23 protein-coding genes are annotated in these 25460 nt (G+C 70.5%); 7 read left to right on the top strand and 16 right to left on the bottom strand.

Going from position 1 to position 25460, the window contains the following annotated elements:
- Nucleotides 1-28: 28 nt before the first annotated feature.
- Nucleotides 29-877: a hypothetical protein gene (locus tag ACFYXH_RS01805; RefSeq protein ID WP_389560617.1), complete on the top strand. Its 849-nt coding sequence runs from the start codon at nucleotides 29-31 to the stop codon at nucleotides 875-877.
- A gap of 163 nt (nucleotides 878-1040) precedes the next feature.
- On the opposite strand, the gene ACFYXH_RS01800 is transcribed toward ACFYXH_RS01805, so the two are convergent.
- On the bottom strand, nucleotides 1041-2441 hold the full coding sequence (locus ACFYXH_RS01800) for a PLP-dependent aminotransferase family protein (protein WP_389559729.1): 1401 nt from the start codon (nucleotides 2439-2441) through the stop codon (nucleotides 1041-1043).
- Between the two features lie 47 nt (nucleotides 2442-2488).
- On the opposite strand from ACFYXH_RS01800, the gene ACFYXH_RS01795 reads away from it, so the two are divergent.
- Together ACFYXH_RS01795 and ACFYXH_RS01790 are read left to right on the top strand one after the other, a co-directional pair.
- Complete coding sequence (locus ACFYXH_RS01795; RefSeq protein WP_389559727.1) at nucleotides 2489-2989, top strand: carboxymuconolactone decarboxylase family protein; 501 nt, start codon at nucleotides 2489-2491, stop codon at nucleotides 2987-2989.
- 78 nt (nucleotides 2990-3067) lie between these two features.
- Complete coding sequence (locus ACFYXH_RS01790) at nucleotides 3068-3844, top strand: isocitrate lyase/phosphoenolpyruvate mutase family protein (RefSeq protein ID WP_389559725.1); 777 nt, start codon at nucleotides 3068-3070, stop codon at nucleotides 3842-3844.
- Here ACFYXH_RS01790 and ACFYXH_RS01785 read toward each other — a convergent pair.
- The 12 genes from ACFYXH_RS01785 to ACFYXH_RS01730 all read right to left on the bottom strand — a co-directional run bounded on the left by ACFYXH_RS01785 (nucleotide 3841) and on the right by ACFYXH_RS01730 (nucleotide 18203).
- A complete protein-coding gene (locus ACFYXH_RS01785; protein ID WP_389559723.1) occupies nucleotides 3841-4203 on the bottom strand; it encodes a hypothetical protein in 363 nt (120 codons plus the stop codon). The genes ACFYXH_RS01790 and ACFYXH_RS01785 overlap by 4 nt on opposite strands.
- Nucleotides 4204-4261: 58 nt before the next feature.
- Nucleotides 4262-5215, bottom strand: a complete 954-nt coding sequence (locus tag ACFYXH_RS01780; protein ID WP_389559721.1) for a glycine betaine ABC transporter substrate-binding protein — start codon at nucleotides 5213-5215, stop codon at nucleotides 4262-4264.
- A 27-nt stretch (nucleotides 5216-5242) separates the two neighbouring features.
- Nucleotides 5243-7225 (bottom strand): ABC transporter permease, encoded by a 1983-nt coding sequence (locus tag ACFYXH_RS01775; protein ID WP_389559719.1) that lies wholly within the window; start codon nucleotides 7223-7225, stop codon nucleotides 5243-5245.
- On the bottom strand, nucleotides 7222-8436 hold the full coding sequence (locus ACFYXH_RS01770) for a glycine betaine/L-proline ABC transporter ATP-binding protein (RefSeq protein WP_389559717.1): 1215 nt from the start codon (nucleotides 8434-8436) through the stop codon (nucleotides 7222-7224). The genes ACFYXH_RS01775 and ACFYXH_RS01770 overlap by 4 nt, the downstream gene beginning before the upstream one ends.
- Nucleotides 8433-9983, bottom strand: coding sequence for a GMC family oxidoreductase (locus ACFYXH_RS01765; RefSeq protein WP_389559715.1), 1551 nt, complete (start codon nucleotides 9981-9983; stop codon nucleotides 8433-8435). Before ACFYXH_RS01765 ends, ACFYXH_RS01770 begins: the two co-directional genes overlap by 4 nt.
- A 16-nt stretch (nucleotides 9984-9999) precedes the next feature.
- The gene (locus tag ACFYXH_RS01760) at nucleotides 10000-11493 is read right to left on the bottom strand and encodes an aldehyde dehydrogenase family protein (RefSeq protein ID WP_389559713.1); all 1494 of its coding nucleotides are present in this window, start codon (nucleotides 11491-11493) and stop codon (nucleotides 10000-10002) included.
- 152 nt (nucleotides 11494-11645) lie between these two features.
- Nucleotides 11646-12158, bottom strand: a complete 513-nt coding sequence (locus tag ACFYXH_RS01755; RefSeq protein ID WP_389559712.1) for a hypothetical protein — start codon at nucleotides 12156-12158, stop codon at nucleotides 11646-11648.
- A gap of 152 nt (nucleotides 12159-12310) precedes the next feature.
- Nucleotides 12311-13300, bottom strand: a complete 990-nt coding sequence (locus ACFYXH_RS01750) for a malate dehydrogenase (protein ID WP_389559710.1) — start codon at nucleotides 13298-13300, stop codon at nucleotides 12311-12313.
- A gap of 197 nt (nucleotides 13301-13497) precedes the next feature.
- Entirely contained in the window at nucleotides 13498-14565 is a 1068-nt protein-coding gene (locus tag ACFYXH_RS01745; RefSeq protein ID WP_389559709.1) for a DUF2690 domain-containing protein, read from the bottom strand.
- Between the two features lie 371 nt (nucleotides 14566-14936).
- Nucleotides 14937-16157, bottom strand: a complete 1221-nt coding sequence (locus ACFYXH_RS01740; RefSeq protein ID WP_389559706.1) for an NADP-dependent isocitrate dehydrogenase — start codon at nucleotides 16155-16157, stop codon at nucleotides 14937-14939.
- Nucleotides 16158-16305: 148 nt separating this feature from the next.
- Nucleotides 16306-17319, bottom strand: coding sequence for a DUF3017 domain-containing protein (locus ACFYXH_RS01735; RefSeq protein WP_389559705.1), 1014 nt, complete (start codon nucleotides 17317-17319; stop codon nucleotides 16306-16308).
- Nucleotides 17320-17336: 17 nt separating this feature from the next.
- The gene (locus ACFYXH_RS01730; protein WP_327325575.1) at nucleotides 17337-18203 is read right to left on the bottom strand and encodes a bifunctional methylenetetrahydrofolate dehydrogenase/methenyltetrahydrofolate cyclohydrolase; all 867 of its coding nucleotides are present in this window, start codon (nucleotides 18201-18203) and stop codon (nucleotides 17337-17339) included.
- A gap of 276 nt (nucleotides 18204-18479) precedes the next feature.
- Between ACFYXH_RS01730 and ACFYXH_RS01725 the strand changes: the two genes are divergently transcribed.
- The 3 genes from ACFYXH_RS01725 (at nucleotide 18480) to ACFYXH_RS01715 (ending at nucleotide 20336) form a co-directional block, all read left to right on the top strand.
- The gene (locus ACFYXH_RS01725; protein WP_389559703.1) at nucleotides 18480-19070 is read left to right on the top strand and encodes a hypothetical protein; all 591 of its coding nucleotides are present in this window, start codon (nucleotides 18480-18482) and stop codon (nucleotides 19068-19070) included.
- A gap of 178 nt (nucleotides 19071-19248) precedes the next feature.
- Complete coding sequence (locus tag ACFYXH_RS01720; protein ID WP_389559701.1) at nucleotides 19249-19983, top strand: FHA domain-containing protein; 735 nt, start codon at nucleotides 19249-19251, stop codon at nucleotides 19981-19983.
- Nucleotides 19980-20336, top strand: a complete 357-nt coding sequence (locus ACFYXH_RS01715; RefSeq protein WP_389559699.1) for a hypothetical protein — start codon at nucleotides 19980-19982, stop codon at nucleotides 20334-20336. The genes ACFYXH_RS01720 and ACFYXH_RS01715 overlap by 4 nt, the downstream gene beginning before the upstream one ends.
- 72 nt (nucleotides 20337-20408) lie before the next feature.
- Here ACFYXH_RS01715 and purH read toward each other — a convergent pair whose 3' ends face one another.
- Together purH and purN are read right to left on the bottom strand one after the other, a co-directional pair.
- Nucleotides 20409-21971 carry a bifunctional phosphoribosylaminoimidazolecarboxamide formyltransferase/IMP cyclohydrolase gene (gene purH / locus ACFYXH_RS01710; protein WP_389559697.1) on the bottom strand — a complete coding sequence of 521 codons (1563 nt, stop codon included), beginning with the start codon at nucleotides 21969-21971 and terminating at the stop codon, nucleotides 20409-20411.
- A complete protein-coding gene (gene purN, locus ACFYXH_RS01705) occupies nucleotides 21968-22603 on the bottom strand; it encodes a phosphoribosylglycinamide formyltransferase (protein ID WP_385303986.1) in 636 nt (211 codons plus the stop codon). Before purN ends, purH begins: the two co-directional genes overlap by 4 nt.
- A 241-nt stretch (nucleotides 22604-22844) precedes the next feature.
- Here purN and ACFYXH_RS01700 point away from each other — a divergent pair, with 241 nt between their 5' ends.
- A complete protein-coding gene (locus ACFYXH_RS01700) occupies nucleotides 22845-23627 on the top strand; it encodes a hypothetical protein (protein WP_389559694.1) in 783 nt (260 codons plus the stop codon).
- A 153-nt stretch (nucleotides 23628-23780) separates the two neighbouring features.
- Here ACFYXH_RS01700 and ACFYXH_RS01695 read toward each other — a convergent pair whose 3' ends face one another.
- Nucleotides 23781-25421, bottom strand: coding sequence for a DUF6350 family protein (locus ACFYXH_RS01695; RefSeq protein ID WP_389559692.1), 1641 nt, complete (start codon nucleotides 25419-25421; stop codon nucleotides 23781-23783).
- Nucleotides 25422-25460 lie beyond the last annotated feature (39 nt).

Genomic DNA, 25460 nt, shown 5'->3' with positions numbered 1-25460 from the left:
CATCTACAGTCGCTCTGTGCTCTTTGGGATGATCTGCGCACTCGGTTCCGCGGTCTGCTACGGCACGGCCTCCGTCCTCCAGGCCGTCGCCGCCCGCGCCGCTGAACCCGGCACCGGCTCCGGTGTCGACCCGGCGCTGCTGCTGCGGGCGCTGCGCCAGTGGCACTATGTCGCCGGACTCGCCCTGGACGCCCTCGGCTTCGTCCTTCAGATCGTCGCGCTGCGCTCCATCCCCATCTACGCCGTCGGCGCGGCGCTCGCCGCCAGCCTCGCGGTCACCGCCGTGGTCGCCGCCCGCCTCCTCGATGTCCGTCTGAGCCGGACCGAATGGGCCGCGGTGGCCGTGGTCTGCGCGGGTCTGGCCATGCTGGGCCTCTCCTCGGGCGAGGAGGGCAGCCGCGCCGGATCGCCCGCGCTGGCCTGGGCGATGCTCGGCGTCGCGCTCGCCGTACTCCTCGCCGGCGCGGTCGCGGGCCGCCTCCCCGACAAGGCGCGCGCCCTGGTCCTCGGCCTCGGCGCGGGCTTCGGCTTCGGGGTGGTCGAGGTCGCGGTCCGCCTGATCGACACGGTCTCCCTGCCCGAGGTCCTCACCAACCCGGCCCTGTACGCGCTGCTGCTCGGTGGCGGCGCGGCGTTCCTGCTGCTCACCTCCGCCCTGCAGCGCGGCTCGGTGACGACGGCCACGGCGGGCATGGTGATCGGCGAGACGATCGGCCCGGCACTGGTGGGCGTGGTGTGGCTCGGCGACCGGACCCGCGAGGGCCTGGCGTGGCTGGCAGTCACGGGGTTCGTGGTGGCGGTGGCGGGTGCGTTGGCTCTGGCACGGTTCGGCGAGCCGCCCGCGCCTTCGGAGGCACCCGAGGCTGCGGCCCCCTGAGCGGGGCTGTCCCCCTACCCGCCCCTTCCCGCGACTGGGGACAAGCCCCCGGACCCCCGTATGCGACGTTCGGCCGCATGTCCTCAAACGCCGGACGGGCTTGATTTCAAGCCCCGCCGGCGATTGAGACGCGGGGGTCCGGGGGCCGAGCCCCAGGTGCGTCTCACGGCAGCGCCCGGCACAGCGCGTCCAGTGCCCCCGCCCAGCCGCTGTCCGCCGGCGTCGCATACCCCACCACCAGCGCGTCCCTCCCCGCCGGCGCGTCCTTGTGGCGGAAGCGCGAGACGCCCTCCACCGCCAGGCCCTGCCACGCCGCCGCCTGGATCACGGAGCGCTCCGTGCCCGGCGGCAGTTCGAGCACCGCGTGCAGCCCGGCGGCGATGCCGCTGACCCGGATGTCCGGCGCGCGCTCCGACAGCGCCCGGACGAGCTGGTCGCGCCTTCTGCGGTAGCGCAGCCGCATCCCCCGTATATGACGGTCGTACGCGCCCGAGGCGATGAACTCCGCGAGCGTCAGTTGGTCCAGCGCACTCGACACCCAGTCGACGGACCCCTTCGCCTCGATGACCTCCCCGACCAGTTCCTCGGGCAGCACCATCCAGGCGAGCCGCAGCCCCGGCGCCAGCGATTTGCTCGCCGTGCCCATATAGACCACCCGCTCCGGGTCCAGGCCCTGGAGCGCGCCCACCGGCTGCCGGTCGTAGCGGAACTCCCCGTCGTAGTCGTCCTCCAGGATCAGCCCGCCCGACCCGCGCGCCCAGTCGACGGCGGCCGCGCGCCGGTCGGGGTGGAGCGGAACCCCCATCGGGAACTGGTGCGCGGGCGTCATCAGCACGGCGCCCACCCCACGCAGCGCAGCCAACTCACCCGTCTGCGAACCCAGTTCGTCGAAGGGCAGCGCAGGCGTTCGCAGACCCGCCTCGGTCAGCAGATTCCAGTGCACATCGAGCCCGTACGACTCGACGGCGACCTCCCGCACCCGCCGCTGTCTCAGTACCTTCCCCATCAGCATCAGCCCGTGTACGAAGCCGGAGCAGATGACGATGCGCTCGGGGTCCGCGTACACACCGCGCGCCCGTGCCAGATAGTCGGCCAGTACGGTCCGCAGCTCGATGCGCCCGCGTGAATCGCCGTATCCGAAGGCCTCGTGGGGCGCGGCGGTCAGCGCCCGGCGAGCCGCCTTCAGCCACTCCGCGCGCGGAAAGGAGGCCAGGTCGGGGGTGCCGGCATGCAAGCTGTAGGTGGGGCGGCGGTGGGCCGGCCGGGCTCTGACCACGCCTGCGTGCGGTTTCCTCGGCGCGGCTCGTCTGGCCACCCGCGTCCCCGAGCCCTGCTGCGCCGTGAGCCACCCTTCGGCGACCAGCTCCGCGTAGGCGTCGGCGACGGTATTACGGGCGATGCCCAGGTCGACGGCGAGCGAGCGCGAGGACGGCAGCCTGGTCCCGGGCGCCAGCCGCCCGGTGCGCACGGCCTCCCGCAACGCGTCCATCAGGCCCGATCGCAGCCCGGAGCCGCGCAGCTCGACATGCAGATCGGCACCGAAAGTGGCCCAGGAATCTGTCATGGAAGTGGACCATACTCCTGTGCCACCAGCCGCGTACCGTCGTCACCATGACGACGAACAGGAACACGTCCTACGCCCACGAGCACACCCCCCGTCTCCAGATCGGACAGCTCGCCCCCGAGGTCTACAAGGCCATGGTCAAGCTGGACGCGGCCGCCCGGCAGGGCGTCGACCCGGTCCTCCTCGAGCTGGTGAGGATTCGTGCCTCGCAGATCAACCATTGCGCCTTCTGCCTCGACATGCACACCAAGGACGCGCTCGCGGCGGGCGAGTCGGTGGAGCGGATCATCCAGCTCAGCGCCTGGGAGGAGTCGCGGCACTTCTACACCGAGAAGGAGATCGCGGCGATCGAGCTGACGGAGGCCGTGACCGTCCTGACCGACGGCTTTGTGACGGACGAGGTGTACGAGAACGCCGCGAAGCATTTCGACGAGAAGGAGCTGGCCCAGCTGATCTCCGCGATCACGGTCATCAACGCCTGGAACCGCATCGGCGTGTCGACCCGCATGGTCCCCGGCCACTACACGCCCGGCCAGTTCAAGCACTGACCGCCGCCCACTGTCCCGGGAGATCCGGCAGATCCGGCAGATCCGGGAGAACCAAAAGGTCCAGGAGGTCCAGGAGAAATGACCGTGACCGTCTTCCGCGCCCTGCACCACGGCCGTTCGCCCAGCGATCCCTTGGTCCTGCCCGGCCCCTGGGACGCGGCCAGTGCCCGCGCCTTCGCGGACGCGGGCTTCCCGGCGCTGGCCACCCCGAGCGCCGGTGTCGCGGCCGCACTCGGATACGAGGACGGGCAGACGCCCGCGGACGAGATGTTCGCGGCCGTCACCCGTATCGCCCGCTCGGTGAACGTCCCCGTCTCCGCGGACGTCGAAGCCGGCTACGGCCTGACTCCGAAGGAACTGGTGGCCCGAATCCTCGACACCGGGGCGGTCGGCTGCAACCTGGAGGACTCCGACTCGGCCACGAAAACGCTCAAGGACCCGCAGCGGCACGCGGACTGGCTGGCGGAGGTACGGGCGCAGGCGGGCGACCGGCTGTTCATCAACGCCCGGGTCGACTCGTTCCTGCGCGGCGTGAGCGACCCCGCGGAGGCGATCACCCGGGCGCGGCTCTATGTCGCGGCCGGGGCGGACTGTGTCTACCCGTTCGCCGTACCGCCAGAGCAACTCCCCCTGCTGCGCGAGGAGATCGAAGGCCCGATCAATGTCGGGCCGCTGCCGGGCAGTCCGAGCGTCGCGGAGCTGGGCCGCCTCGGCGCGACCCGGATCACCTTCGGGCCCGGTCTGCACAGGAAGGCGATGGCGGCGGTACGGACCATCGCCGAGAGCCTGCGCGCGGAGCACACACAGGCCACAGAGGGCAAAGAGGGCACAGAGCGCCCAGAGCGTGCGGACTAACCGGCCTGGTCTGCCAGGCCGGTCTGACCGGCTCCGGGCCTGGTCGCCTCCGCGTCCCTCGCCAGGTGCACCGCCGAGGCAAGACTCAGCTGCCGCTCGGCCTGGCGCAGCGCCTTGATCGCGGTGATCGAGTCGGCCGGCCCTTCGATGCCCGCCGCGGCCAGATGCCCGCGCACCCAGCGGCCGCGCAGCTCGGCGTCCGAGGCCGCGGCGGCCTCGGCGACGAGGGCGGCCGCCCGCTCGAGGCCCGGGCGTTCCTCGGGCGTGGCAGTGTCCAACGCGGCGCGGATGGCATCGGCGATGCCGTCCGCGTCACGCAGTACGAGTACGTTGAGTTCCTGCTTACCGAATCCGAGCATGTACGGATCTTCGGTCGCAGGACCCCTTCCCCTCAAGAGAGTTGAGGGGTTTCTGAGGCTACTTCTTCGGGAGCCAGGCCTTCCAAGTCGACTCGTTCGCCTTGACCCACTTCTCGGCCGCCGCCTCCGGCGACATCTTCTCGCCGGCGATCATCAGCGCGACCTCGTTCTGCTGCTCGGTCGTCCACTTGAAGTTCTTCAGGAACTCCGCCGCCTCGCCGCCGTTCTTGGCGAAGTCGGCGTTGAAGTACTTCTGCAGCGGCGTGTTCGGGTAGGCGCAGGCGATCTTCTTCGGGTCCGCGTCACAACCCGCCTTGTACTCCGGCAGCTTGACCTCGACCATGTCGATCTGGGCGTTCAGCCACTGCGGGGTCCACCAGTACGTCAGGAACGGCTTCTTCTCCTTGGCGTACTTCTTCATCGCGGTGATCTGCGCGGCCTCGGAGCCCGAGTAGTTGGTCTTGAGGTCCAGCTTCAGGTTCTTGATGAGCGCGTCGTCGTTGGTGACGTAGTCCGGCGAACCCTCGAGGATCTCGCCCTTGTCGCCGCTCTCCGCGGTCTTGAAGTCCTTGGCGAATTTGTTGAGGTTCTTGGCGTCCGTGACCTCGGGGTTCTTGTCCGCGTAGTACTTCGGCACGAACCAACCGATGTGTCCGGTGACGCCGAGGTCGCCGCCCTTGACGACGGTCTTCTTCGTCGCGAGGTACTGCTTCTCCTCCTTGGGGTGCCCCCAGTCCTCCATGATCGCGTCGATGTCGCCCTTGGAGAGCGCGTCCCAGGCGAGTACCTCGCCCATCTGCTTGGTCTTGACGGTGTAGCCCAGCTCCTTCTTCAGGATGTAGCCGGCGACGGCCGTGTTGGCCTGGGCGCCGACCCAGGACGGGACGGTCAGCGTCACGGACTTCTTGCCGCCCGCCTCGTCCTTCTTGCCGGTGTCGGCAGCGCCGCACGCGCTGAGAGTGAGGACTCCGATGGCACTGACGACAGCGGTGGTTGTACGGAGGGTGCGCATGATGCTCCTGTGCATGGATGGACGGGTTCAGTCGGTCTTGCGGGTGGTGCGCTGCGTGATCCGGTCCAGTACGAGACCGAGGCAGACGATCGCGACTCCGGCTGTCATCCCGATGCCCATCTCGCCCCGGGAGAGGCCCTTCACGACGTCGTAGCCGAGCGCGCCGCCGCCGACCAGGCCGCCGACGACAACCACGGCGAGGACCAGCACCACACCCTGGTTGACGGCGAGCTGGAGCGCCGGGCGGGCAAGCGGCAGTTGCACCTGGAGGAGTTGCTGCCGGGTCGATGCGCCGAGCGAGCGGGAGGCCTCCAGCGCGGCCGGGTCGACCTCGCGCAGACCCTGCGTCGTGATGCGTACGACGGCGGGCAGCGCATACACGACAGCCGCGATGATCGCCGAGGCGCGGGTGACGCCGAACAGCGCGACCACCGGGATGAGATACACGAACTGCGGCATGGTCTGCATGGCGTCGAGCACGGGCCGCAACCAGCGCTCCAGACGTCCGGCCCGCGCGCAGAAGATGCCCGCGAGGACACCCAGGAAGAGCGTCAGGACAAGCGCCGCGAGCACCTGCGAGAGCGTGTCGAGCGACTTCGCCCAGACCCCCAGTACGCCGATCGCCGCCATCGAGACCGTGGCGGTCAGCGCCGTCGCCCAGGTGCCGACCAGCCAGGCCACGGCGGCCACCAGCAGCAGTACGGACCACCACGGCAGCCAGAGCAGGACGTCGCGCAGGGGGTTGAGGATCCAGAGCGTGAAGTGCTCCGACCACACCTCCGTACCGCCGAGGACCGGGACGCCGGAGGAGAGATTCTCGGTGATCCAGTCCTGGGCCTTGTTGACGGGCGTGGAGATGTCGTACGTCCAGCCCTCGGGCCAGGACTTGCCGACCGCCAGCCGCCCCACCTCCGCGGCGACGACACCGGCGAACACCAGCACCCACGCGGACCGGCCGTGCAGCAGGCCGCCGCCCGGCGCGCTCTCGCCGATACGGTCGCCTGCCGCCGCCGTCGTACGGTCCAGCCAGATCGCGATCAGCACGATCGGGATGCCGGCGGCGAGCGCCTTGCCGACGTCGACGGTGGAGAGCGCCGAGTACACCTCCTCGCCGAGTCCACCGGCGCCGACGAGGGCCGCGATGACGACCATCGAGAGAGCCATCATGATCGTCTGGTTGAGGCCGAGGAGCATCTGCTTGCGGGCGAGCGGCAGCCTCGCCGTTCGCAGCCGCTGCCAGCCGCTCGCGCCGAGCGACGCGGAGGCCTCGAGCACGGCGGGGTCTGCGCCGCGCAGTCCCAGTGCCGTGAGGCGGGCCATCGGCGGGGCTGCGTAGATCACCGTGCAGAAGAGCGCGGCGGGCGTGCCGGTGCCGAAGACCAGCACGAAGGGCAGCAGATACGCGAAGGCGGGCAGCACCTGCATGGTGTCCAGCACCGGCCGCAGCGCCCGGTCGAAACGGTCGGACAGCCCGGCCGCCAGACCGATCAGCACGCCGAGCAGCGCGGCGACGGCCACCGCGACGACCATCAGCGCGATGGTGAGCAGCGCGGCGTCCCACATCCCGAGCAACCCGCACACGGCGAACGCCCCGAACGCGGTCGCCGCGACCTTGACCCCGCGCCGCCCGAGCCCGGCGGCCCGCCAGGCGAACAGCACACCGGCGGCCAGGACACCCGGCCAGCCCATGGCGTCCAGGAACCGGTAGACCACGTCGACGGCGTCCACGGCGGTGTTGGAGAAGTGGAGCAGGAAGTAGAGGAAAAGAGGGTGGGTCTCGCGGTTGTCGATGACCCATTGGTTGGCGTCGTCGAGCGGCCCGGAGACGTCGAGGGTCAGCCCGCCGGGCCAGCTGCCGCTGCCCCACAGCGAGATGCCGACAGGTATGAGCACCAGCGCGGCGACGGCGAGCAGCAGGAGCTTGCCCTTGACGCGGTGGCGCAGCAGGGTCCGGAGGGTGTGTTCAGGTGCGGCCGCCTCCTTGGCGGGGGCGGTGACGACGGCCGTCATGCGACGACCGCCTTGTCCGTATCGGCACCACGGTCGAGGCCGGCCACGACATCCAGCAGCCCGCGGTGGTCGACGACCCCCAGGCACCGCCCGTCCTGTACGACACGCGCGGTCCGGCCGCTGCGGGCGACCGCCTCGATCGCCTCGAAGACGGTCGCGTCGGCGGCGAGCGCCGGTCCGGTCTCGGCCTCGCCGGGGTCCGCCGGGCGCATCGCCGTACGCACCGTCATGACCTGCTCGCGCGGTACATCGCGGACGAAGTCCCGCACATAGTCGTCGGCGGGCGAGCCCACGATCTCCTCCGGCGTGCCCAGCTGCACGATCCGGCCGTCCCGCATCAGCGCAATACGGTCGCCGAGCTTCAGCGCCTCGCTCAGATCGTGCGTAATGAAGATCATCGTCCGGCCTTCCTCGCGGTGCAGCCGGATGACCTCCTCCTGCATATCGCGGCGGATCAGCGGGTCGAGCGCGCTGAACGGCTCGTCGAAGAGCAGCACTTCGGGGTCGACGGCGAGCGCGCGGGCAAGCCCGACCCGCTGCTGCTGACCGCCCGAGAGCTGTCCGGGACGGCGGTGTTCGAGGCCCTCGAGGCCCACCTTGGCGATGACGTCCGCGGCCCGGGAGCGGCGGGCGGCCTTGCCCATGCCCTGGATCTCGAGACCGTACGCGACGTTGTCGAGCACGGAGCGGTGCGGCAGCAGGCCGAAGTGCTGGAAGACCATGGACGCACGGTGGCGGCGCAGTTCGCGCAGCCGCGCCGTGTCCATGGACAGCACGTCCTCGCCGTCGATGGCGATCGACCCGGATGTGGGCTCGATCAGCCGGGTCAGACAGCGTACGAGCGTCGACTTGCCGGAGCCGGAGAGGCCCATGACGACGAAGACCTCGCCCTTGCGCACATCGAAGGAGACATCGCGTACGGCGGCGGTGCAGCCGGTGCGCTCGCGCAGCTCGACCGGGGAGAGCGCACCGAGTTCGGCGTCGCCGGGGATGCGGCCGGCCTTCGGACCGAAGACCTTCCACAGGTCGCGTACGGAGAAGACGGGTGGCTGACCGGCGTCGGAAGCGGCCACCTCGGTCACCTCCGCACCCTTCGTCTCCGCGCCGGGCTCGGCCTTGGTCCCGGCCTTGGTCTCCGCCTTGGTCCCGGCCTTGGTCTCCGCCTTGGTCTCGGCCTTGGTGCCGGACTCGGACTCGGTCTCGGACTTCATCGGGTCACGCCCCTCTCCTCGGAAGCCGCGGACAGCAGCTCCGCGCACTTCTCTCCGACCATCAGGACCCCGATCATCGGGTTCACGGCAGGCATCGTCGGGAATACGGACGCGTCCGCGATACGGATGCCGTCGAGACCTCTGACCGTCAAGTCCGGGGAAACTACGGCAAGTTCATCATTGGCGGCACCCATTCGGCAGGTACCTGCGGGGTGGTACACCGTGTGCGCGACCTTCCGCGCGTACTCCCCGATCGCCTCGTCGGAGGTGACCTCGGGCCCCGGGCAGACCTCCCTTTTCAGCCAGCCGGCCAGCGGTTCGGCCTTGGCTATCTCGCGGGCGATCTTGATGCCGTCGACGAGCGTACGGCCGTCGTAGTCGTCCTCATCAGTGAAGTAACGGAAGTCCAACGCAGGCTTTACATCCGGATCCGCGCTGGTCAGATACAGCCTGCCGCGACTGCGCGGCTTGGGGATGTTCGGCGTCAGCGACACCCCGTGCGCGGGCCGCTGATAGCCGAGCCGCTCCGGGTTGTCGGTGAACGGTATTTGGTAGAAGTGGAACATCAGGTCGGGCCCTTGTGCGTCCGGATCCCGCCGTACGAAGAGGCCCGCGTCGCTGTCCATCGCCGAGTTCTCGGGGATCGGCCCGTGCGTCTCCCAGACGATCACCGATTCCGGGTGGTCGAGCAGGTTCTCGCCGACGCCCGGCAGATCGTGTACGACGGGGATGCCGAGGCGCTCCAGATCGGCGCGCGGCCCGATGCCGGAGTGCAGCAGCAGCCGCGGAGTGTCCACCGCGCCGGCGCAGACCAGGACTTCGTGCCGCGCCTCGACGAACTGCTCCTCGCCGTCCTTCGTACGGACATGCACCCCGGTCGCGCGTGTGCCGTCCAGCTCCAGCTTGTACGCCCAGGTCTCCAGGGCGATATGCAGGTTCGGGCGGTCCAGGAACGGGTGCAGATACGCGACCGAGGCGGAGGACCGCTTGTTGTTCTCCGGGTGGTACGCGAGGTCGAAGAAGCCGACGCCTTCGTGGAACGGCTTCTTGTTGAAGCCCTCGACGCGCGGGACGGCCACCGCCGCCTGGGCCGCGTCGACGAAGTCACGGGCGATGGCGTTACGGTCCGCCTCGTCGACGGGGACGATGTTGTTCCGCAGCCGGTCGAAGTACGGGTCCATCGCGGCGGCGTCCCAGCCCTCGGCGCCCGCCGCCGCCCACTCGTCCCAGTCGGACGGCAGCGGCCGGAAGGCGATGAGGGTGTTGTGGGAGGAGCAGCCGCCGAGCACCCGGGCGCGGCTGTGCCGGATGTGGGAGTTGCCGCGAGGCTGCTCGGTGGTCGGGTAGTCGTAGTCGAGCTCGCCGCCGAGGAGCCCCATCCAGCGCCGCAGGGTGAGGACTTCGGGGCGGTCGACATCGCTCGGCCCGCCCTCGATGACGGCGACGGTGATGTCCGGGTTCTCGGTGAGCCGGGAGGCGATCACGGATCCCGCGGTGCCGCCGCCGACGACGACATAGTCGTACGTGGTCATGTTCTGCTGCGTCATTTCTGCGTACCCCTGCTCAGCCCGCGAACCAGCGCACGGGACGCGGGGCGAGGTTCTGGTAGATGTGCTTGGCCTCGCGGTACTCGGCGAGGCCGGCGGGCCCGAGTTCACGGCCGATGCCGCTCTTCCCGAATCCGCCCCACTCGGCCTGTGGCAGATAGGGGTGGAAGTCATTGATCCAGACGGTCCCGTGCCGCAGCCGCCCGGCGACGCGCCGCGCCCGGCCCGGGTCGGCGGTCCACACGGCGCCGGCGAGCCCGTACTCGGTGTCGTTGGCGAGGGCTACGGCCTCGTCCTCCGTACGGAAGGTCTCGACGGTCAGGACGGGGCCGAAGATCTCTTCGCGTACGACGCGCATGTCGCGGTGGCACTGGTCGAGGACGGTGGGCCGGTAGAAGTACCCCTCGTATCCCTCCCCTTCCGGCCTTGCTCCACCGGCGCGCAGCACCGCGCCCTCCGCCAGGGCGGAGGCGACGTACTCCTCGGTCTTGGCGAGCTGCTGCCGAGAGACGAGGGGCCCGCACTCCACGCCCTTCTCGGTGCCTCGTCCGAGGCGGATCTTCTCGGCGCGGCGGGCGAGTTCGCCGACGAAGCGCTCGCGCAGCGACTCCTCGACGATGAGCCGCGACCCGGCGGAACAGACCTGCCCACTGTGAATGAACGCCGCGTTGAGCGCCTGATCGACGGCAGTGTCGAAGTCTTCGTCCGTCCCGCACGCATCGGCGAAGACCACGTTGGGGTTCTTGCCACCGAGTTCGAGGGCGACCTTCTTGACGCTGTCGGCGGCGGTGCGCATCACCTTCGTACCGCTGGACAGTCCACCGGTGAAGGACACCAGATCCACATCGGGGTGCTCGGCCAGCCGGGCCCCGACGGGGTCGCCGGCGCCGGTGACAATGTTCGCGACGCCGGCGGGCAGTCCGGCCTCGACGAGCAGCTCGATGAGCGCGACGGTGGTCAGCGGGGTGATCTCGCTGGGCTTGATCACAAAGGTATTGCCTGCGGCCAGCGCCGGGGCAATCTTCCAGCTCGCTTGCAGGAGCGGGTAGTTCCAGGGCGTGATCAGCGCACACACCCCGACGGGCTCATGCACCACCACGCTGTGGATGTCCGGCGAACCGGCGTCCACCACTCTCCCGCCGCTCTCGTTCATGACGAGGTCGGCGAAGTAACGGAAGGCGTCGCTCACGCAGTCGACGTCGACACGCCCTTCTTCAAGGGTCTTTCCGGCGTCCCGGCTCTCCAGCAGACCGATCTCTTCGCGGTCGCGCTGGAGCAACTCGGCGACGCGCCGCAGCAGCGCGGCACGCTCGGCGACGGGGGTACGGGGCCACTCGCCCTGGTCGAATGCGGTACGCGCGGCGGCGATCGCGGCGTCGGTGTCCTCGGTCCCGCCCTCCGCCACGACGGCGAAGACGGTCGCGTCAGCGGGGTCGATTATCTCGCGCGTGGCGCCGGATACGGCTGCGCGCCACTCTCCGCCCACGTGGATGGTCTGTTGTGCCGACACGTCGCGTTTTGCCTTCCGTTCCCGATAAGTTCCACACCGGTGATATCCGGCGGTCGGGTCCCCTGCCCCAGGGTTCGGAAAGCATGCGCATTGGGTGTCTCAAAGTTACCCGTATCACTTTGCCCCGGCGGGGCAGGCGCACTCGGGCCTCATCAACTCCGTCGGGCCGCATCCCGCGCGGCCCCTGCGTGACCGAGGGCGACACCGGCCGCGATCACCGCGAGGGACAGCAGCACGGTGATCGCCGGATCGACGAACGCGGGCACGAAGTCGTGGGTGTACCCGTCGGACCAGCGACAGGTCGAGCCGACCGGGAAAAGACTGTCCTGCATCCGCTCCAACCGCGCGCCCGCGTTCCCGGAGGAGTACCCGTACCGCTCGGTTGCGCAGGTGTAGGACTCGTTCTCCAGCCGGATGTAGCACATGAGCCCGTAGACATAGAGCGCCAGCGCGACCGTCACGCACACCACCGCGATGTCCCGCAGCGTCCCCGCGAGCGTCGGGGCGGCAAAGCCACGACGGGCGATGAACGTAGGGAACAGATACGCGCAGAGCATGATCAGGACGAGCAGCCCGAGAACGATCATCCCCAGGGCCGCCACGCCGTTCTGACCGGTGTCCGCCGCCAGCTGGACCGTCTCAGGAGCCTCGGAGATCAAACGCATGCGGCTCATCCTGCATCATCGAACATTGACCGCATCCAGCTCCTCCTGTCCGGCGAGGTCAGTTCCGCACGGTCAGTACCACCGGCATGAAAAACGCCCCCGGCGGCCTGTCGGCTGCCGGGGGCGGTGCGTACGTACGTGAGGCGTACGGATCAGATGAGGCCGAGCTCGCGGACCGCCGCGCGCTCCTCCTCCAGCTCCTTCACCGACGCGTCGATGCGCGCACGCGAGAAGTCGTTGATGTCCAGGCCCTGGACGATCTCGTACTTGCCGTCCTTCGTGGTGACCGGGAACGACGAGATCAGGCCCTCCGGGACGCCGTAGGAGCCGTCCGACGGGATGCCCATGGAGGTCCAGTCGCCCTCCGCGGTGCCGTTGACCCAGGTGTGGACGTGGTCGATCGCGGCGTTCGCGGCCGAGGCGGCCGAGGACGCGCCACGGGCCTCGATGATCGCGGCGCCGCGCTTGGCGACGGTCGGGATGAAGGTGTCGGCGAGCCACTTCTCGTCGTTCACGACCTCGGCGGCGTTCTTGCCCGCCACCTCGGCGTGGAAGATGTCCGGGTACTGGGTCGCGGAGTGGTTGCCCCAGATGGTGAGGCGGCGGATCTCGGAGACCGGGGCGCCGGTCCTCTTCGCAAGCTGGGAGATCGCGCGGTTGTGGTCGAGGCGGGTCATCGCGGTGAAGCGCTCGGCCGGTACGTCCGGGGCCGCGGCCTGCGCGATGAGCGCGTTGGTGTTGGCCGGGTTGCCGACGACGAGGACCTTGATGTCGTCCGCGGCGTTGTCGTTGATGGCCTTGCCCTGCGGCTTGAAGATGCCGCCGTTGGCGGAGAGGAGGTCGCCGCGCTCCATGCCCTTCGTACGCGGACGGGCGCCGACCAGCAGGGCCACATTGGCCCCGTCGAAGGCGACGTTCGGGTCGTCCGTGATCTCAATGCCGCTCAGCAGCGGGAAGGCGCAGTCCTCGAGCTCCATCGCGGTGCCCTCGGCGGCCTTCAGGCCCTGCGGGATCTCGAGGAGACGAAGCTTGACCGGCACATCCGCGCCTAGCAGGTGGCCGGAGGCGATGCGGAAGAGCAGCGCGTAGCCGATCTGGCCGGCCGCGCCGGTCACGGTGACATTCACGGGAGTGCGGGTCATGGCGATCTCCGTAAGACAGCTGGCGGTAGGGGTCCCTGCCCCTGGTGCTGGACACCCCTTCGCCCGTCTTCTGAATCTTGACGTGAAGAGATATCCAGCGTCAGGCTATCCGACCCGCGCCCCCGGCATTCCCCGCCCCCTTGTGGCGCGGCTCACGCGCGGCTCACGAACCGCTCACGCATGGCCCACCGCTGCGCTCACTGCTGCCCGGTGCACCCCGTCGTCCCCGTCTTCAGCGTCGCGCACGCCTTTACCTCGGCCGGCGCCGCCGCCGCGGTCATAGGGGTGTACGCGTCGTTGTCCCCGTTCACCAGGCCGTTCTGCGCGCCCTTGCCGCCCACGCTTATCTGCACCGTGTCGCCGGGGGCCGCCTGAGTGATACGGGCCCAGGCCGCCTGGCAGGTCTTGCTGTACCGGACCTCGACCCGGGCCTTGCCGACAGTCGCGCTGGAGACGGTCTTGGCGAGCTGTCCGCCACAGCCCATGGCCTCCGGGTCCTGGCCCGTGCAGTCCTTGCCACTGCACTTCACACCGGCCGGCAGCGGCGGGCTGCTGGTCGTCGGCGGGGCGGACGGCGTCTTGGCCGCGGTCTTGCCGCCGTCGCCGTCACCGCCGAGGTCGGTCAGGAGCACGGCCGCGGCTATCACCAGCAGCGCGCCGACCACGCCGGCCAGGAACATGGTGACTTTGCGCTTTCCACGTCCCTGGTCGGGGGCGGCGGTGGGGCCGGAAGGTGCGGTCGGCGGTGACATCGGCGGGCCCTGGTGGCCGGGCGAGCCCTGGTGGTCCGGGCCGGGCTGCACCGGTACGCGCGGACGACGCTGCTCATCGGTCCTGAACGCCCCGGCCTCCGGTCCGGCCGGCTCCGCGGGCGCGGCCGTCCGGCCCCCCGAGCGGCTGTTCGCGGCGCCCGCGGGGGCAGGGCCGAACTCACCGAGCGCCGCCCGCGCCTGGGAGATGCGTATCGCTTCCATGGTCATGTCGTGGCGCATCTCGGAGCGGCTCCAGGCGCGCTCCGCCAGCTCCCACATGGTGGTGAGATGGAGCGTGTTCGTACCGGTCACCTCGGCCAGCGCGACGATCGCGCCCTTGGGCGCGAGCAGCCGACCGTTCAGATACCGCTCCCACGACGTCTTGCTGTACCCGGTGCGGTCCGCGACCGCGGCGAGGTTCAGCCCGCTGCGGTCGACGAGCCGACGGAGCTGGCTGGTGAACTCCCGGACCTGCGGGTCCAGCTCCTCCGGTAGTGCCTTCCAACGAGGCATTGCCCCCCCTTGTCCCCCGAACGTTCCTGAATTGCCCCGCGCTGTCCCGACCCCGTGCCGTGCCCTTCGGGCGTCCGTGTTCCGGACTACCCAGTGGGATGCGCAGAGCCAGGATGTCAGTTCCTGTAATTGGAGTGCACGGGAGCATTCGGGACAGTTGGTGCGCCCCCCTGCGCGCCCCGCCCCGGCTGCCGCTTCAGTCTCGCATCCGTAGCCCAACGATCACACCGTGGCGGAATGGTCACTTCCATGCCACAGGCACCAGGCGTCCCTTGAACGCGGTTGGCGCGTCCATGACTCTTGAAGCACGACGGCGCCCGTCCTCCCTCGGGGGAGAGGACGGGCGCCGTCGGCATTCGGTGCCGGTTTCCTCAGGCGGACGCCATCTTCTTCTGCAGGTTGGCGTCGAGCGCGTCCAGGAACTGCTCCGTGGTCAGCCACGGTGCGTCTTTGGAGATGAGCAGCGCCAGGTCCTTGGTCATCTGGCCGCCCTCGACGGTCTCGATGCAGACCTGCTCGAGCGTCTCGGCGAACCTGGTGACCTCGGGAGTGCCGTCCAGCTTGCCGCGGTGGGCGAGACCACGGGTCCAGGCGAAGATCGAGGCGATCGGGTTGGTCGAAGTCGCCTTGCCCTGCTGGTGCTGGCGGTAGTGGCGGGTGACCGTGCCGTGCGCCGCCTCGGCCTCGATGGTCTTGCCGTCGGGCGACATCAGGACCGAGGTCATCAGGCCGAGCGAGCCGAAGCCCTGCGCGACGATGTCGGACTGGACGTCGCCGTCGTAGTTCTTGCAGGCCCAGACATAGCCGCCCTCCCACTTGAGCGCCGAGGCGACCATGTCGTCGATCAGGCGGTGCTCGTAGGTGAGGCCCTTGGCGTCGAACTCGGCCTTGAACTCGGCGTCGAAGATCTCCTGGAAGATGTCCTTGAAGCGACCGTCGTACTTCTTGAGGATCGTGTTCTTCGTGGACATGTAGACCGGATACTCACGGGCCAGGCCGTACCGGAACGAGGCGCGCGCGAAGTCGCGGATCGACTCGTCGTGGTTGTACATACTGAGGGCGACGCCGGAGCCCGGGAACTCGTGGACCTCGAGCTCGATCGGCTCGGAGCCGTCCTTCGGGGTGAAGGTCATGGTGAGGGTGCCCGGGCCCGGGACCTTCAGGTCGGTGGCGCGGTACTGGTCGCCGAAGGCGTGACGGCCGACGACGATCGGCTTGGTCCAGCCCGGGACGAGCCGCGGCACGTTCTCCATGATGATCGGCTCACGGAAGATGACGCCGCCGAGGATGTTGCGGATGGTTCCGTTCGGCGAGCGGTACATCGCCTTGAGGTTGAACTCCTCGACCCGCGCCTCGTCCGGCGTGATCGTGGCGCACTTGACGCCGACACCGTGCTCCTTGATGGCCTTGGCGGCGTCGACGGTCACCTGGTCGTTGGTGGCGTCGCGGTGCTCGATGCCCAGGTCGAAGTACTTCAGCTCGACATCGAGGTACGGCAGGATCAGTTTGTCCTTGATGAAGGACCAGATGATGCGGGTCATCTCGTCGCCATCGAGCTCGACGACCGGGTTGGCTACCTTGATCTTGGCCATGACGTGGAACGTCCCTCTCACGCGCTTCGGCTGGGGTCGGCGAAGTCAGTGATGTCGCGGTCTCAGACTCCGCCGATATATCTCGTCATCAAGATACTCCAGATATCTCGTCATCAAGATACTCGAACGTCGGGACCAACCGTCGGGACTAACGGACGGTGAAGTGGACGGCGTCCTCGAGGAACGGGACGTCGAGCCACGGCTTCGGCTGCGTCACGAGCGCGAGCAGCACGATCAGGGTGCCGAGCAGCCCGTACGTGACCATGTCCGTGAAGCGCGAGCGCACCGCGAGCATGCCGACGGAGGGCAGGGTGCGGCGCATGACGGCAGCGGTGAGCAGGGCCACGCCGATCAGGATGGTGCCCACCCGGAAGGCGTCGGCGAAGGCATCGCTGCCGACGATCACCAGGCCGAGGCCGGCGAGGGCGAGGACGGTGAGCAGGGGCCACTGACGAGCGGGCGCGGAAGCGTCCCCCGGCGCGGCCCGTCCACCACCCTCGGGCCTGGCGGTGTCCCGGGTGAGGGAGGGGGGCCGGCGGGAGGGCGTCTTGCCGGTGCCGGGGCCGACCCCTTGAGTGTCGGCCGCCGTCGCGGAGGCTGCTTCGGCGTCCGGGCCGGCGTGGCGGGGGTGGACGGCGTCGGCGATCACGGCGGCGGCAGCGGCGTCCGGGGTCTCCGGCTTCGGGGAGGCGGCGTCGGTTTCCGGACGGGATCCGCTGTCGGCGGCGTCGGCCGCGGACTTCGGCGCGGCACCCTCGTCGCGGCCAGTCCCGCCACCGGCCGCATCGGCCACCGGATTCAGGTCGGCGCCGTCGGCGTCAGCGGCACCCGAGTCCTGGTCGCCGGACCGGGAGCGGACCGCCGCAGCGGACTCGCCGTCCTCGGCGGGAGCACCGGCGGCGTCGGCCGCGGACTTCGGCGCGGCATCCTCGTCGCGGCCAGTCCCGCCACCGGCCGCATCAGCCACCGGATTCAGGTCGGCGCCGTCGGCGTCCGGGCCGCCCGGCCGGAACGGCTCGTCCTCCGCGGTGGACGCCCTCTTCCGGGCGGCCGCCGCGGCCGCCTCGTCCCGCGCGTCCCCACCGGTCCCCGCCCCGTTCGGGCTCGCGCCCGCGCCCCGCGGCTCCGCCGCGTCGGCTCCGTCGTTCGTGCGTACGCCCATGGGCTCAGCCTTCCCGGTCAGCCCGCGGCGGCGACCGCTGCGCGCTCCGCCGCCTCGACCACGTTGACCAGCAGCTGCGCGCGGGTCATCGGGCCCACGCCGCCGGGGTTCGGGGCGACCCAGCCGGCCACCTCGGCGACGCCCGGGTGGACGTCCCCGACGATCTTGCCGTTCTCGTCACGGCTGACGCCGACGTCGAGCACGGCCGCGCCCGGCTTGACGTCCTCCGGCTTGACCAGGTGCGGGACACCGGCCGCGGCCACGATGATGTCCGCCTGCCGCAGATGCGCGGACAGATCGCGCGTACCGGTGTGGCACTGCGTCACCGTCGCGTTCTCGGACTTACGGGTCAGCACCAGCGGCATCGGCCGCCCGATGGTGATCCCGCGGCCCACGACCACCACATTCGCGCCGTTGATCTCGACGCCGTGGTGCCGGAGCAGCTGGACGATGCCGTACGGAGTGCACGGCAGCGGGCCCTCCACACCGAGCACCAGCTTGCCGAGGCTCATCGGGTGCAGCCCGTCCGCGTCCTTGGCCGGGTCCATCAGCTCCAGGACGCGGTTGGCGTCGATGCCCTTGGGGAGCGGCAGCTGGACGATGTAGCCCGTGCACTCGGGGTTGTCGTTGAGTTCCCGTACGACCGCCTCGATCTCCTCCTGCGTGGCGGTGTCGGGCAGTTCGCGCTGGATCGAGGCGATGCCGACCTGCGCGCAGTCGCGGTGCTTGCCGCTGACGTACCAACGGCTGCCCGGGTCGTCCCCGACGAGCAGGGTCCCAAGGCCCGGGGTGATGCCCCGCTCCTTGAGCGCCGCCACGCGGGCGGTCAGGTCGGACTTGATCGCGGCTGCGGTGGCCTTGCCATCGAGAATCTGGGCGGTCATGGACCCATCCTCGCGGATGGACCCGCCCGGGTTCCAATTCGGGCCGCCGTCACGCGCCGATCGCGGCGTCTTCACGCTCCCTCACGGCCCGCCGCAAGGGAACCTGAGGTTGCACTTGCACAACACATAGGGTTCCCGACTGGACAAAAAGTCGACGTTAATACCACGATGAGCCGCGCAGTACCGCGGCAGTGTTGGGGGGCAAACCGCTGATCTTGTGACGTTCCTCCGCTCGGACCGCATCGTCCCCGCATTTTTCAACGGAGGAATCCCGCCATGAGCTTCGGCGACCCGAACAACCCCTACGGCCAGCCGCAAGGCCAACCGCAGCAGCCGGGCTACGGCTACCCCCAGCAGGGCCAACCGCAGCAGCCGGGCTACGGCCAGCCGCAGCAGCCGGCATACGGCTACCCGCAGGCCCCGCCGGTGCAGCAGCCCTACGGCGGCGCCCCGACGTCCATGCCCGGTCTGATGACTGCGGCCCGCGTCCTCCTGTACATCATTGGCGGTCTGCAGGTCCTCATCGGAATCATCGCGGCCATCGCCATCGCGGCTGCCTCGGACGCGGTCGACTCGGACGCAGCAACTGGTCTGGCCGGTCTCGGCTTCATCGTGGTCATCATCCTGCTGGCCTTCGCGGGCCTGGCGATCTTCCTCGGGGTGAAGTTCTCCACCGGCGGCACCGCCATCCGCGTCATCACGATCGTGTACGCATCGCTGATGATCCTCGGATCCCTCGCCAACTTCGCGTCCGGCCAGGCCAGCGGCGTGGTCGGCGGCCTCGTCTCCCTCGCCATCGGCGGCATCATCCTCGCCGCGATGGTGACCTCGCAGGCGTCTGCCTGGTTCAACCGCCCGCGTTACTGAGGTACTTGGCACCACACACGTACCGAATACACGAAGGCCGTAACACTCGCCGACCGGCGGGTTTACGGCCTTCGGCCGTTCTACCGGCACATTCGCGCCGCCTCGGCCGGAACGCTGCCTTCGATCTACGCCCATCCCTACGCTGGCGCCTGATTCCGTCGGGGGAAGGGATTTGAGCATGTACAGCATCATCGTGGTGCCCGCGGACTGCGCAGGGCCTGGTGAGCAGATCAGGCTGGCGCCGGGGGAGGCGCTCCGCTTCGGCCGCGCCGCGGCCACCGACGGCCGCCGCCATCTGACCATTCCGCACCACGGGGTGTCCCGTACGGCGGGTGAGATCATCGCGGCCGGGACGTACTGGTCGCTGAGCAATCTCAGCACCACATCCACGTACGTCGTCGAAAATCCGGAAGGCGCAGGCGAACACATCAAGATCGCCCCGGGCCGGATCGACGCACCCGTCCCCTTCGAGTTCTCACGCATCGTCCTGCCGGCCGCCGACGAGCTGGTGACCTTCGATGTCTGGGCGCCGCGTCACGACTACGCCGACGACGCCCCGCCCGGCGAGGGCGAACCGACCGCGCTCGCCTTCCCGCTCGACCGCACCAAGCGCTACTACCTGGTGCTCGCGGCCCTGTGCGAACCGCGGCTGCGCGGTGAACCGCACGCGCCGCTGCCCACGGTCGATCAGGTCGTCGAGCGGCTGCAACCCGTATGGCCGGCGGCGAACAGGACCTCCGTCCAGTGGAACATCGACTATCTGGCGGTCAAGCTCCGCCTCAAACAGCCCCCGGAATCCGCGGACGGCGGCCCGAGGCTGAACGGCAAGAAGGAGTCGCTGGTCTCGCTCGCCCTGCGCTTCGACCTGGTGCGCGAAGCCGAACTCGATGCATTGGACAGGTTGTTGGTGTGACCGACGCCAGCCACTTCACCGTGCCCGTACCGTCCGGCTACCGCGTCGGCGACTGGGAGGTCCGCGAACCGCTCGCATCCGGCGCCTTCGGCAGCGTCTACGCCGCCCGCGCCGTGGACGGATCCGGCGACGCCGCGCTCCCCGCCCCGACCCCGGCCGCCGAAGCGGGCGATGACACCGCGAGGGACCCCACCGCAGCCGCGGACGCGATGAGCAGCGCGCCGGCCTTCCCCTGGAACTTGAGCATTGTGGTTCCTTCCCATGACGGCCCCGGCGCCCCCCGTGGACACCGGTCTGTGCCGTGCAATGAGCGAACCACCCGCCCTGCCGCGAGGGCACCTGTGAACTCATAGGTTGCGAGGAGGCCCCGCCCCGCGGTGCGGGGCGGGGCCTCCGGGCCGTACGGCTCAGTGGGCTGGGTGAGCTCAGTGGAAGAAGTGGCGCGTGCCCGTGAAGTACATCGTCACGCCCGCCTTCTTCGCCGCCTCCACCACCAGCTCGTCCCGCACCGAACCACCCGGCTGCACCACGGCCTTGATGCCCGCGGCCAACAGGATCTCCAGGCCGTCCGGGAACGGGAAGAACGCGTCCGACGCGGCGTAGGAACCCTGCGCGCGCTCGGCCCCGGCCCGTTCCACCGCGAGCTTCGCGGAGTCGACGCGGTTGACCTGGCCCATGCCGACACCGACCGACGCGCTGTCCTTGGCGAGCAGGATCGCGTTGGACTTGACCGCGCGGCAGGCCTTCCACGCGAAGGCGAGCTCGGCCAGCTCGTCCGCCGACAGCGCCTCACCCGTCGCCAGCGTCCAGTTCGCCGGGTCGTCGCCCTCCGCCTGAAGGCGGTCCTTGATCTGCAGCAGCGCGCCGCCCTCGATGGGCCGGAGCTCGACGGGGGCCGCCGGGGAGCCCGTACAACGCAGCACGCGGATGTTCTTCTTGCGGGCCAGCACCTCGACCGCGCCGTCCTCGTACGCCGGGGCGACGATGACCTCGGTGAAGATCTCGGCGACCTGCTCGGCAAGCGCGACCGTGACCGGCCGGTTGACGGCGATGACCCCGCCGAACGCCGACAGCGGGTCGCAGGCGTGCGCCTTGCGGTGCGCATCGGCGACATCCGCGCCGACCGCGATGCCGCACGGGTTGGCGTGCTTGATGATCGCGACACAGGGCTCGTCGTGGTCGTACGCCGCGCGCCGGGCGGCCTCCGTGTCGACGTAGTTGTTGTACGACATCTCTTTGCCGTGCAGCTGCTCCGCGTCGGCCAGGCCCCCGTTGCCGTTGGAGTACAGCGCCGCGGCCTGGTGCGGGTTCTCGCCGTAGCGAAGCACGTTCGTACGCTCGAAGGTCGCGCCCAGGAAGTCGGGGAGGACCGAGTCGTCGGCGGGCGCGTAGGAGGAGGCGAACCAGGAGGCGACGGCCACGTCGTACGAGGCGGTGTGCTGGAAGGCCTCGGCGGCGAGCCGCTTGCGGGCGGTCAGGTCGAAGCCGCCCTCCTTGACCGCGTCGAGGACGTCCGCGTACCGCGCGGGGCTGGTGACGACGGCGACGGAAGGGTGGTTCTTGGCGGCGGCGCGGACCATCGACGGGCCGCCGATGTCGATCTGCTCGACGCACTCGTCGGGAGAGGCGCCCGAGGCGACGGTCTCCCGGAACGGGTAGAGGTTGACGACCACGAGATCGAAGGGCTCCACGCCGAGCTCGGCGAGCTGCTCGCGGTGCGACTCGAGCCGCAGGTCGGCGAGGATGCCGGCGTGCACGCGCGGGTGCAGCGTCTTGACCCGGCCGTCCAGGCACTCGGGGAAGCCGGTGAGCTCCTCGACCTTGGTGACCGGCACCCCGGCCGCGGCGATCTTCGCGGCGGTCGAGCCGGTGGAGACCAGCTCCACACCCGCCTCGTGCAGCCCGCGGGCGAGCTCCTCAAGACCCGTCTTGTCATAAACACTGACCAGCGCTCGCCGGATGGCCCGCTTCGCAGCCTCAACAGTCACGGGAAAACTACCTTTCGTCCCTCAATGCGGTAGCCGTTACGGGCCAGACGCCCCACGACCTCGACGAGCAGCCGTCGCTCGATTTCCTTGATCCGCTCATGGAGAGCGGCTTCATCGTCCTCGTCCCGTACCTCGACCACGCCCTGCGCGATGATCGGGCCGGTGTCGACGCCGTCGTCGACGAAGTGGACAGTGCATCCGGTGACCTTCGCGCCGTACGCGAGCGCGTCGCGCACTCCGTGGGCTCCGGGGAAGCTGGGCAGCAGGGCGGGATGCGTATTGACGCAGCGGCCACCGAAGCGGGCGAGGAATTCCTTCCCCACGATCTTCATGAAGCCGGCCGAGACGACGAGATCCGGTTCGTACGCGGCGGTGGCCTCGGTGAGCGCGGTGTCCCACGCGTCGCGCGTCTCGTAGTCCTTGACCCTGCACACAAAGGTGGGCAGCCCGGCGCGCTCGGCGCGCTCCAGACCGGCGATCCCGTCCCGGTCGGCGCCGACGGCGACGATACGGGCGCCGAAGCCCTGAGGGTCGTCGGCGATCGCGTCGAGCAGGGCCTGGAGATTCGTTCCGGAGCCGGAGACCAGGACCACGAGGCGGGCCGGTCGGGCGGAGGGGGGCGGGGAGGCCACGGCGGGTCTCTTTCTCGCGTTGCTGTACGTCTTTGTGTGGTCGTACGAACGAATCGCGCCCCCCGATACGGGGAACTCTACGAAGGGGCCGACCGTCAGCAACGATACCGGCACACAGAACGGCCCCCACGGGACGGGGGCGTGGCCGGGAGGTAGCGTCAGGGGACAGGACCCGTCCCCCGACGGGCAAGACGACACAAGACCCCATGTGCGCTGGGTCTGAGGGGAAGACGTTCACCAGATGCCGGACCGACGCCGCCGTACGGACCTCCTGTTGCCGCGGGAGCGCCAGTCCACGGATGACAACAATCCCTTCGCGCCGCCGCCGGAGGGCAGGCCGGACCAGCCCTGGCAGCCCCGGCGCCCGGCGAACGACGGCTCGTCCGACGACTCCTCCTCGTCTTCCTCCGACACGCCTTCCTCCGGCACACCTGACGACCGTTCCGGCCGTTCCGGCTGGGGCAGCCAGTGGAGCAGCCGCCAGCCGGGCCGCTCCTCGGGCGGCGGCTTCGGCGGCCGCCCGAGCGGTCAGAACGGTCAGAACGGTCAGAACGGCGGCCAGCAAGGCCCCGAGGGCGGCTCCTCCGGCGGCCTCAAGTGGGACCCGACGGACCCGGCCCAGCGCCGCGCGCGCTATGCGCTGCTCTCCGGCATGTGGGCGTTCTTCTTCGCGCTGTTCGACCTCTCGGAGATCGCGCTGCTGCTCGGCGCGCTGGCGCTGTACTGGAGCATCAGCTCCCTGCGCGCCAAGCCCCGGCGCCCCGCGCCGGACGCCGTGACATCTCCCACACCGCCGGCGCCGGTGGCACCCGCGACTCCAGGCAGGCCGCAGATCACGGCGGCGGTGAGCGGTCTGGTGATGGCGAGCATCGCGCTGGTGATCGTGGCGGCGTCATTCACGGCGCAGCTGGTCTACCGCGACTACTACACCTGCGTGAACGACGCGCTGACCAAGTCGGGCCAACTGGCCTGCAACGACCTGCTCCCGGAGCCGCTCCGCGGAGTGATCGGCGTCCAGGAGTAAACGGGCGCCGACCGGGCGGTTTCTCCAGGTCCCGGCCCCGCCTCGGGGCCGGGTGCGTGGCCTCTCTGCCGTGCAGCGGCGCGAAGCTGCCCCGCGCCGGGGGCTCGGGGCTTGCCCCCCAGTTTCGGGAAGGGGCGGGGCCGGGGACACCCCCTACGGCGCCCCCGGCGCCGGCTCCTCCGGGTCCGTCTGCTCCACCGGCTCCACCGGCTCCACCGGCGCGGTCGGCGGCACTGGCGGCTCCGGCATCCGCATCGGCGGGAACTCCGACATCAGACCCCCCGACGCCTCCCTCAGCGCCGCCCGTCGCGCCTCCCGCTCGTCCCTCTCGCCTCTCTCGCTCCACGAGCCCGTCGGCAAGATGTCGTACGGCTCCAACGCCGGGTCGTCGGGCTCCGTCGACTCAAGGGCCTCCGGAGCCTCCGGGGCCGGCACCGCCTCCGCCGGAACCGGAACCGAAGCGGGAGCGGGAGCCGGAACCGGAGCGGGAACCGGCACCTCCGCCTCGCCCCGTCGCCCCCGCAACCGCCACGCCCGCAGCCCCAGCGCCCCCGGCACCCCGATCCCCGCCGACCAGAGCAGCGCCGCCGGGCCCGTCAGCCACCACACCGGGCCGAACTCCACCAGCGCCCGCGTGCCCATCGGGCCGCACGACGCCGCCGTCAGGATCGCCGTGAACGCCGCGCATCCCGTCGCCCCGAGCAGCACGGTCAGCGCGGTCTCGCGGCAGCCCCACACCTCCTCCCGTTCCGCGTACCGCAGTGCCGCCGACCGTTCCGTGAACCAGGCGATCACCGCCCCCGCGGCGACCGGCACCACCAGCGCCGCCCAGTTCAGCGGCGTGCCCGGCCCCTCCGAAGGGACCGCGGCGAGCAGCGGGAAGTAAGGCAGCGCGGGATCCCCGGCCAACGCAAGCGGCATCGCCGTCGCGCCCGTACCGAGTGCGAAACCGGGACCGAGGCCGTACGCCGCGCCCCAGACCGCCGCGTTCGGCACCAGCGCGAGCCCCAGCAACAGCACCGCCAGCCGCCCCGACCACTCCTCCGCGAGGTGGAAAAACGAGTCCTGCGTCGCGTCCGCGTGCCACACCAGCGACGCCGCGACCAGCAGCGCGCCGCCGCCCAGCAGCGTCGCCGCCCCCGCCGTCGCGGACCGCAGCGCGACGGCCACCCGGGGGCGGGCGAGTTCCCGCCGTACCCGTTCCGGCAGCCTGGCCGGCAGCGGCCCGCGCGGCCGGCCGCTCGCTGTCCACACCCCGGCCACCGCCGACAGCACGGTCACCACAGGCAGATGGAACACCACGCTCAGCGGGTCCGCCGCCAGCGGACCGCCCGCCGCGTACAGCACCGCAGCAGCGCCGACCAGCAGATATCCCGCGGTCACCGCACACACCGCACCCCGCGCGGAAGGCCGCCGCCGCCCCCTGTCCTGCTCGAGCGCATCACGCGCCGCCCGGTGCACGAGCCAGGCCGGCAGCGCGACCAGGAACAGCGGCACCACCCCCACCGGCGCCGGGCTCCCGGACAGCGTGCCGGTCCGTACGAGCTCCGCGCCATGGGCCAGCAGCCACAGCCCGGCCGCGACATGCAGCGCCCCGCCCGGACCGCTGTCCGGGTACGGGGAACTGATCCACAACACCATCACGAGAACGGCGAGCGCGCCGAGCCCCAGCCCCGCCGCGGTCGCTCCGCGCACGAGGGCCGAGCCCAGCGCGGCCAGCGCGGCCTGTCGGCCGCCTTGCACGGCAACCGGGGTCTGCGGCATCGACGGGGTGTGATCGGTCAGCTGGGTCACGCGGCCATGCTGCCAACGACACGCTCTTTAACCGCGGAA

Origin of the sequence: Streptomyces sp. NPDC002730 (assembly GCF_042888805.1) — a bacterium.
Lineage (GTDB): Bacteria > Actinomycetota > Actinomycetes > Streptomycetales > Streptomycetaceae > Streptomyces.
The sequence above is the reverse complement of the archived record's forward strand: the minus strand, read 5'-3'. Positions and strand labels throughout refer to the sequence as shown.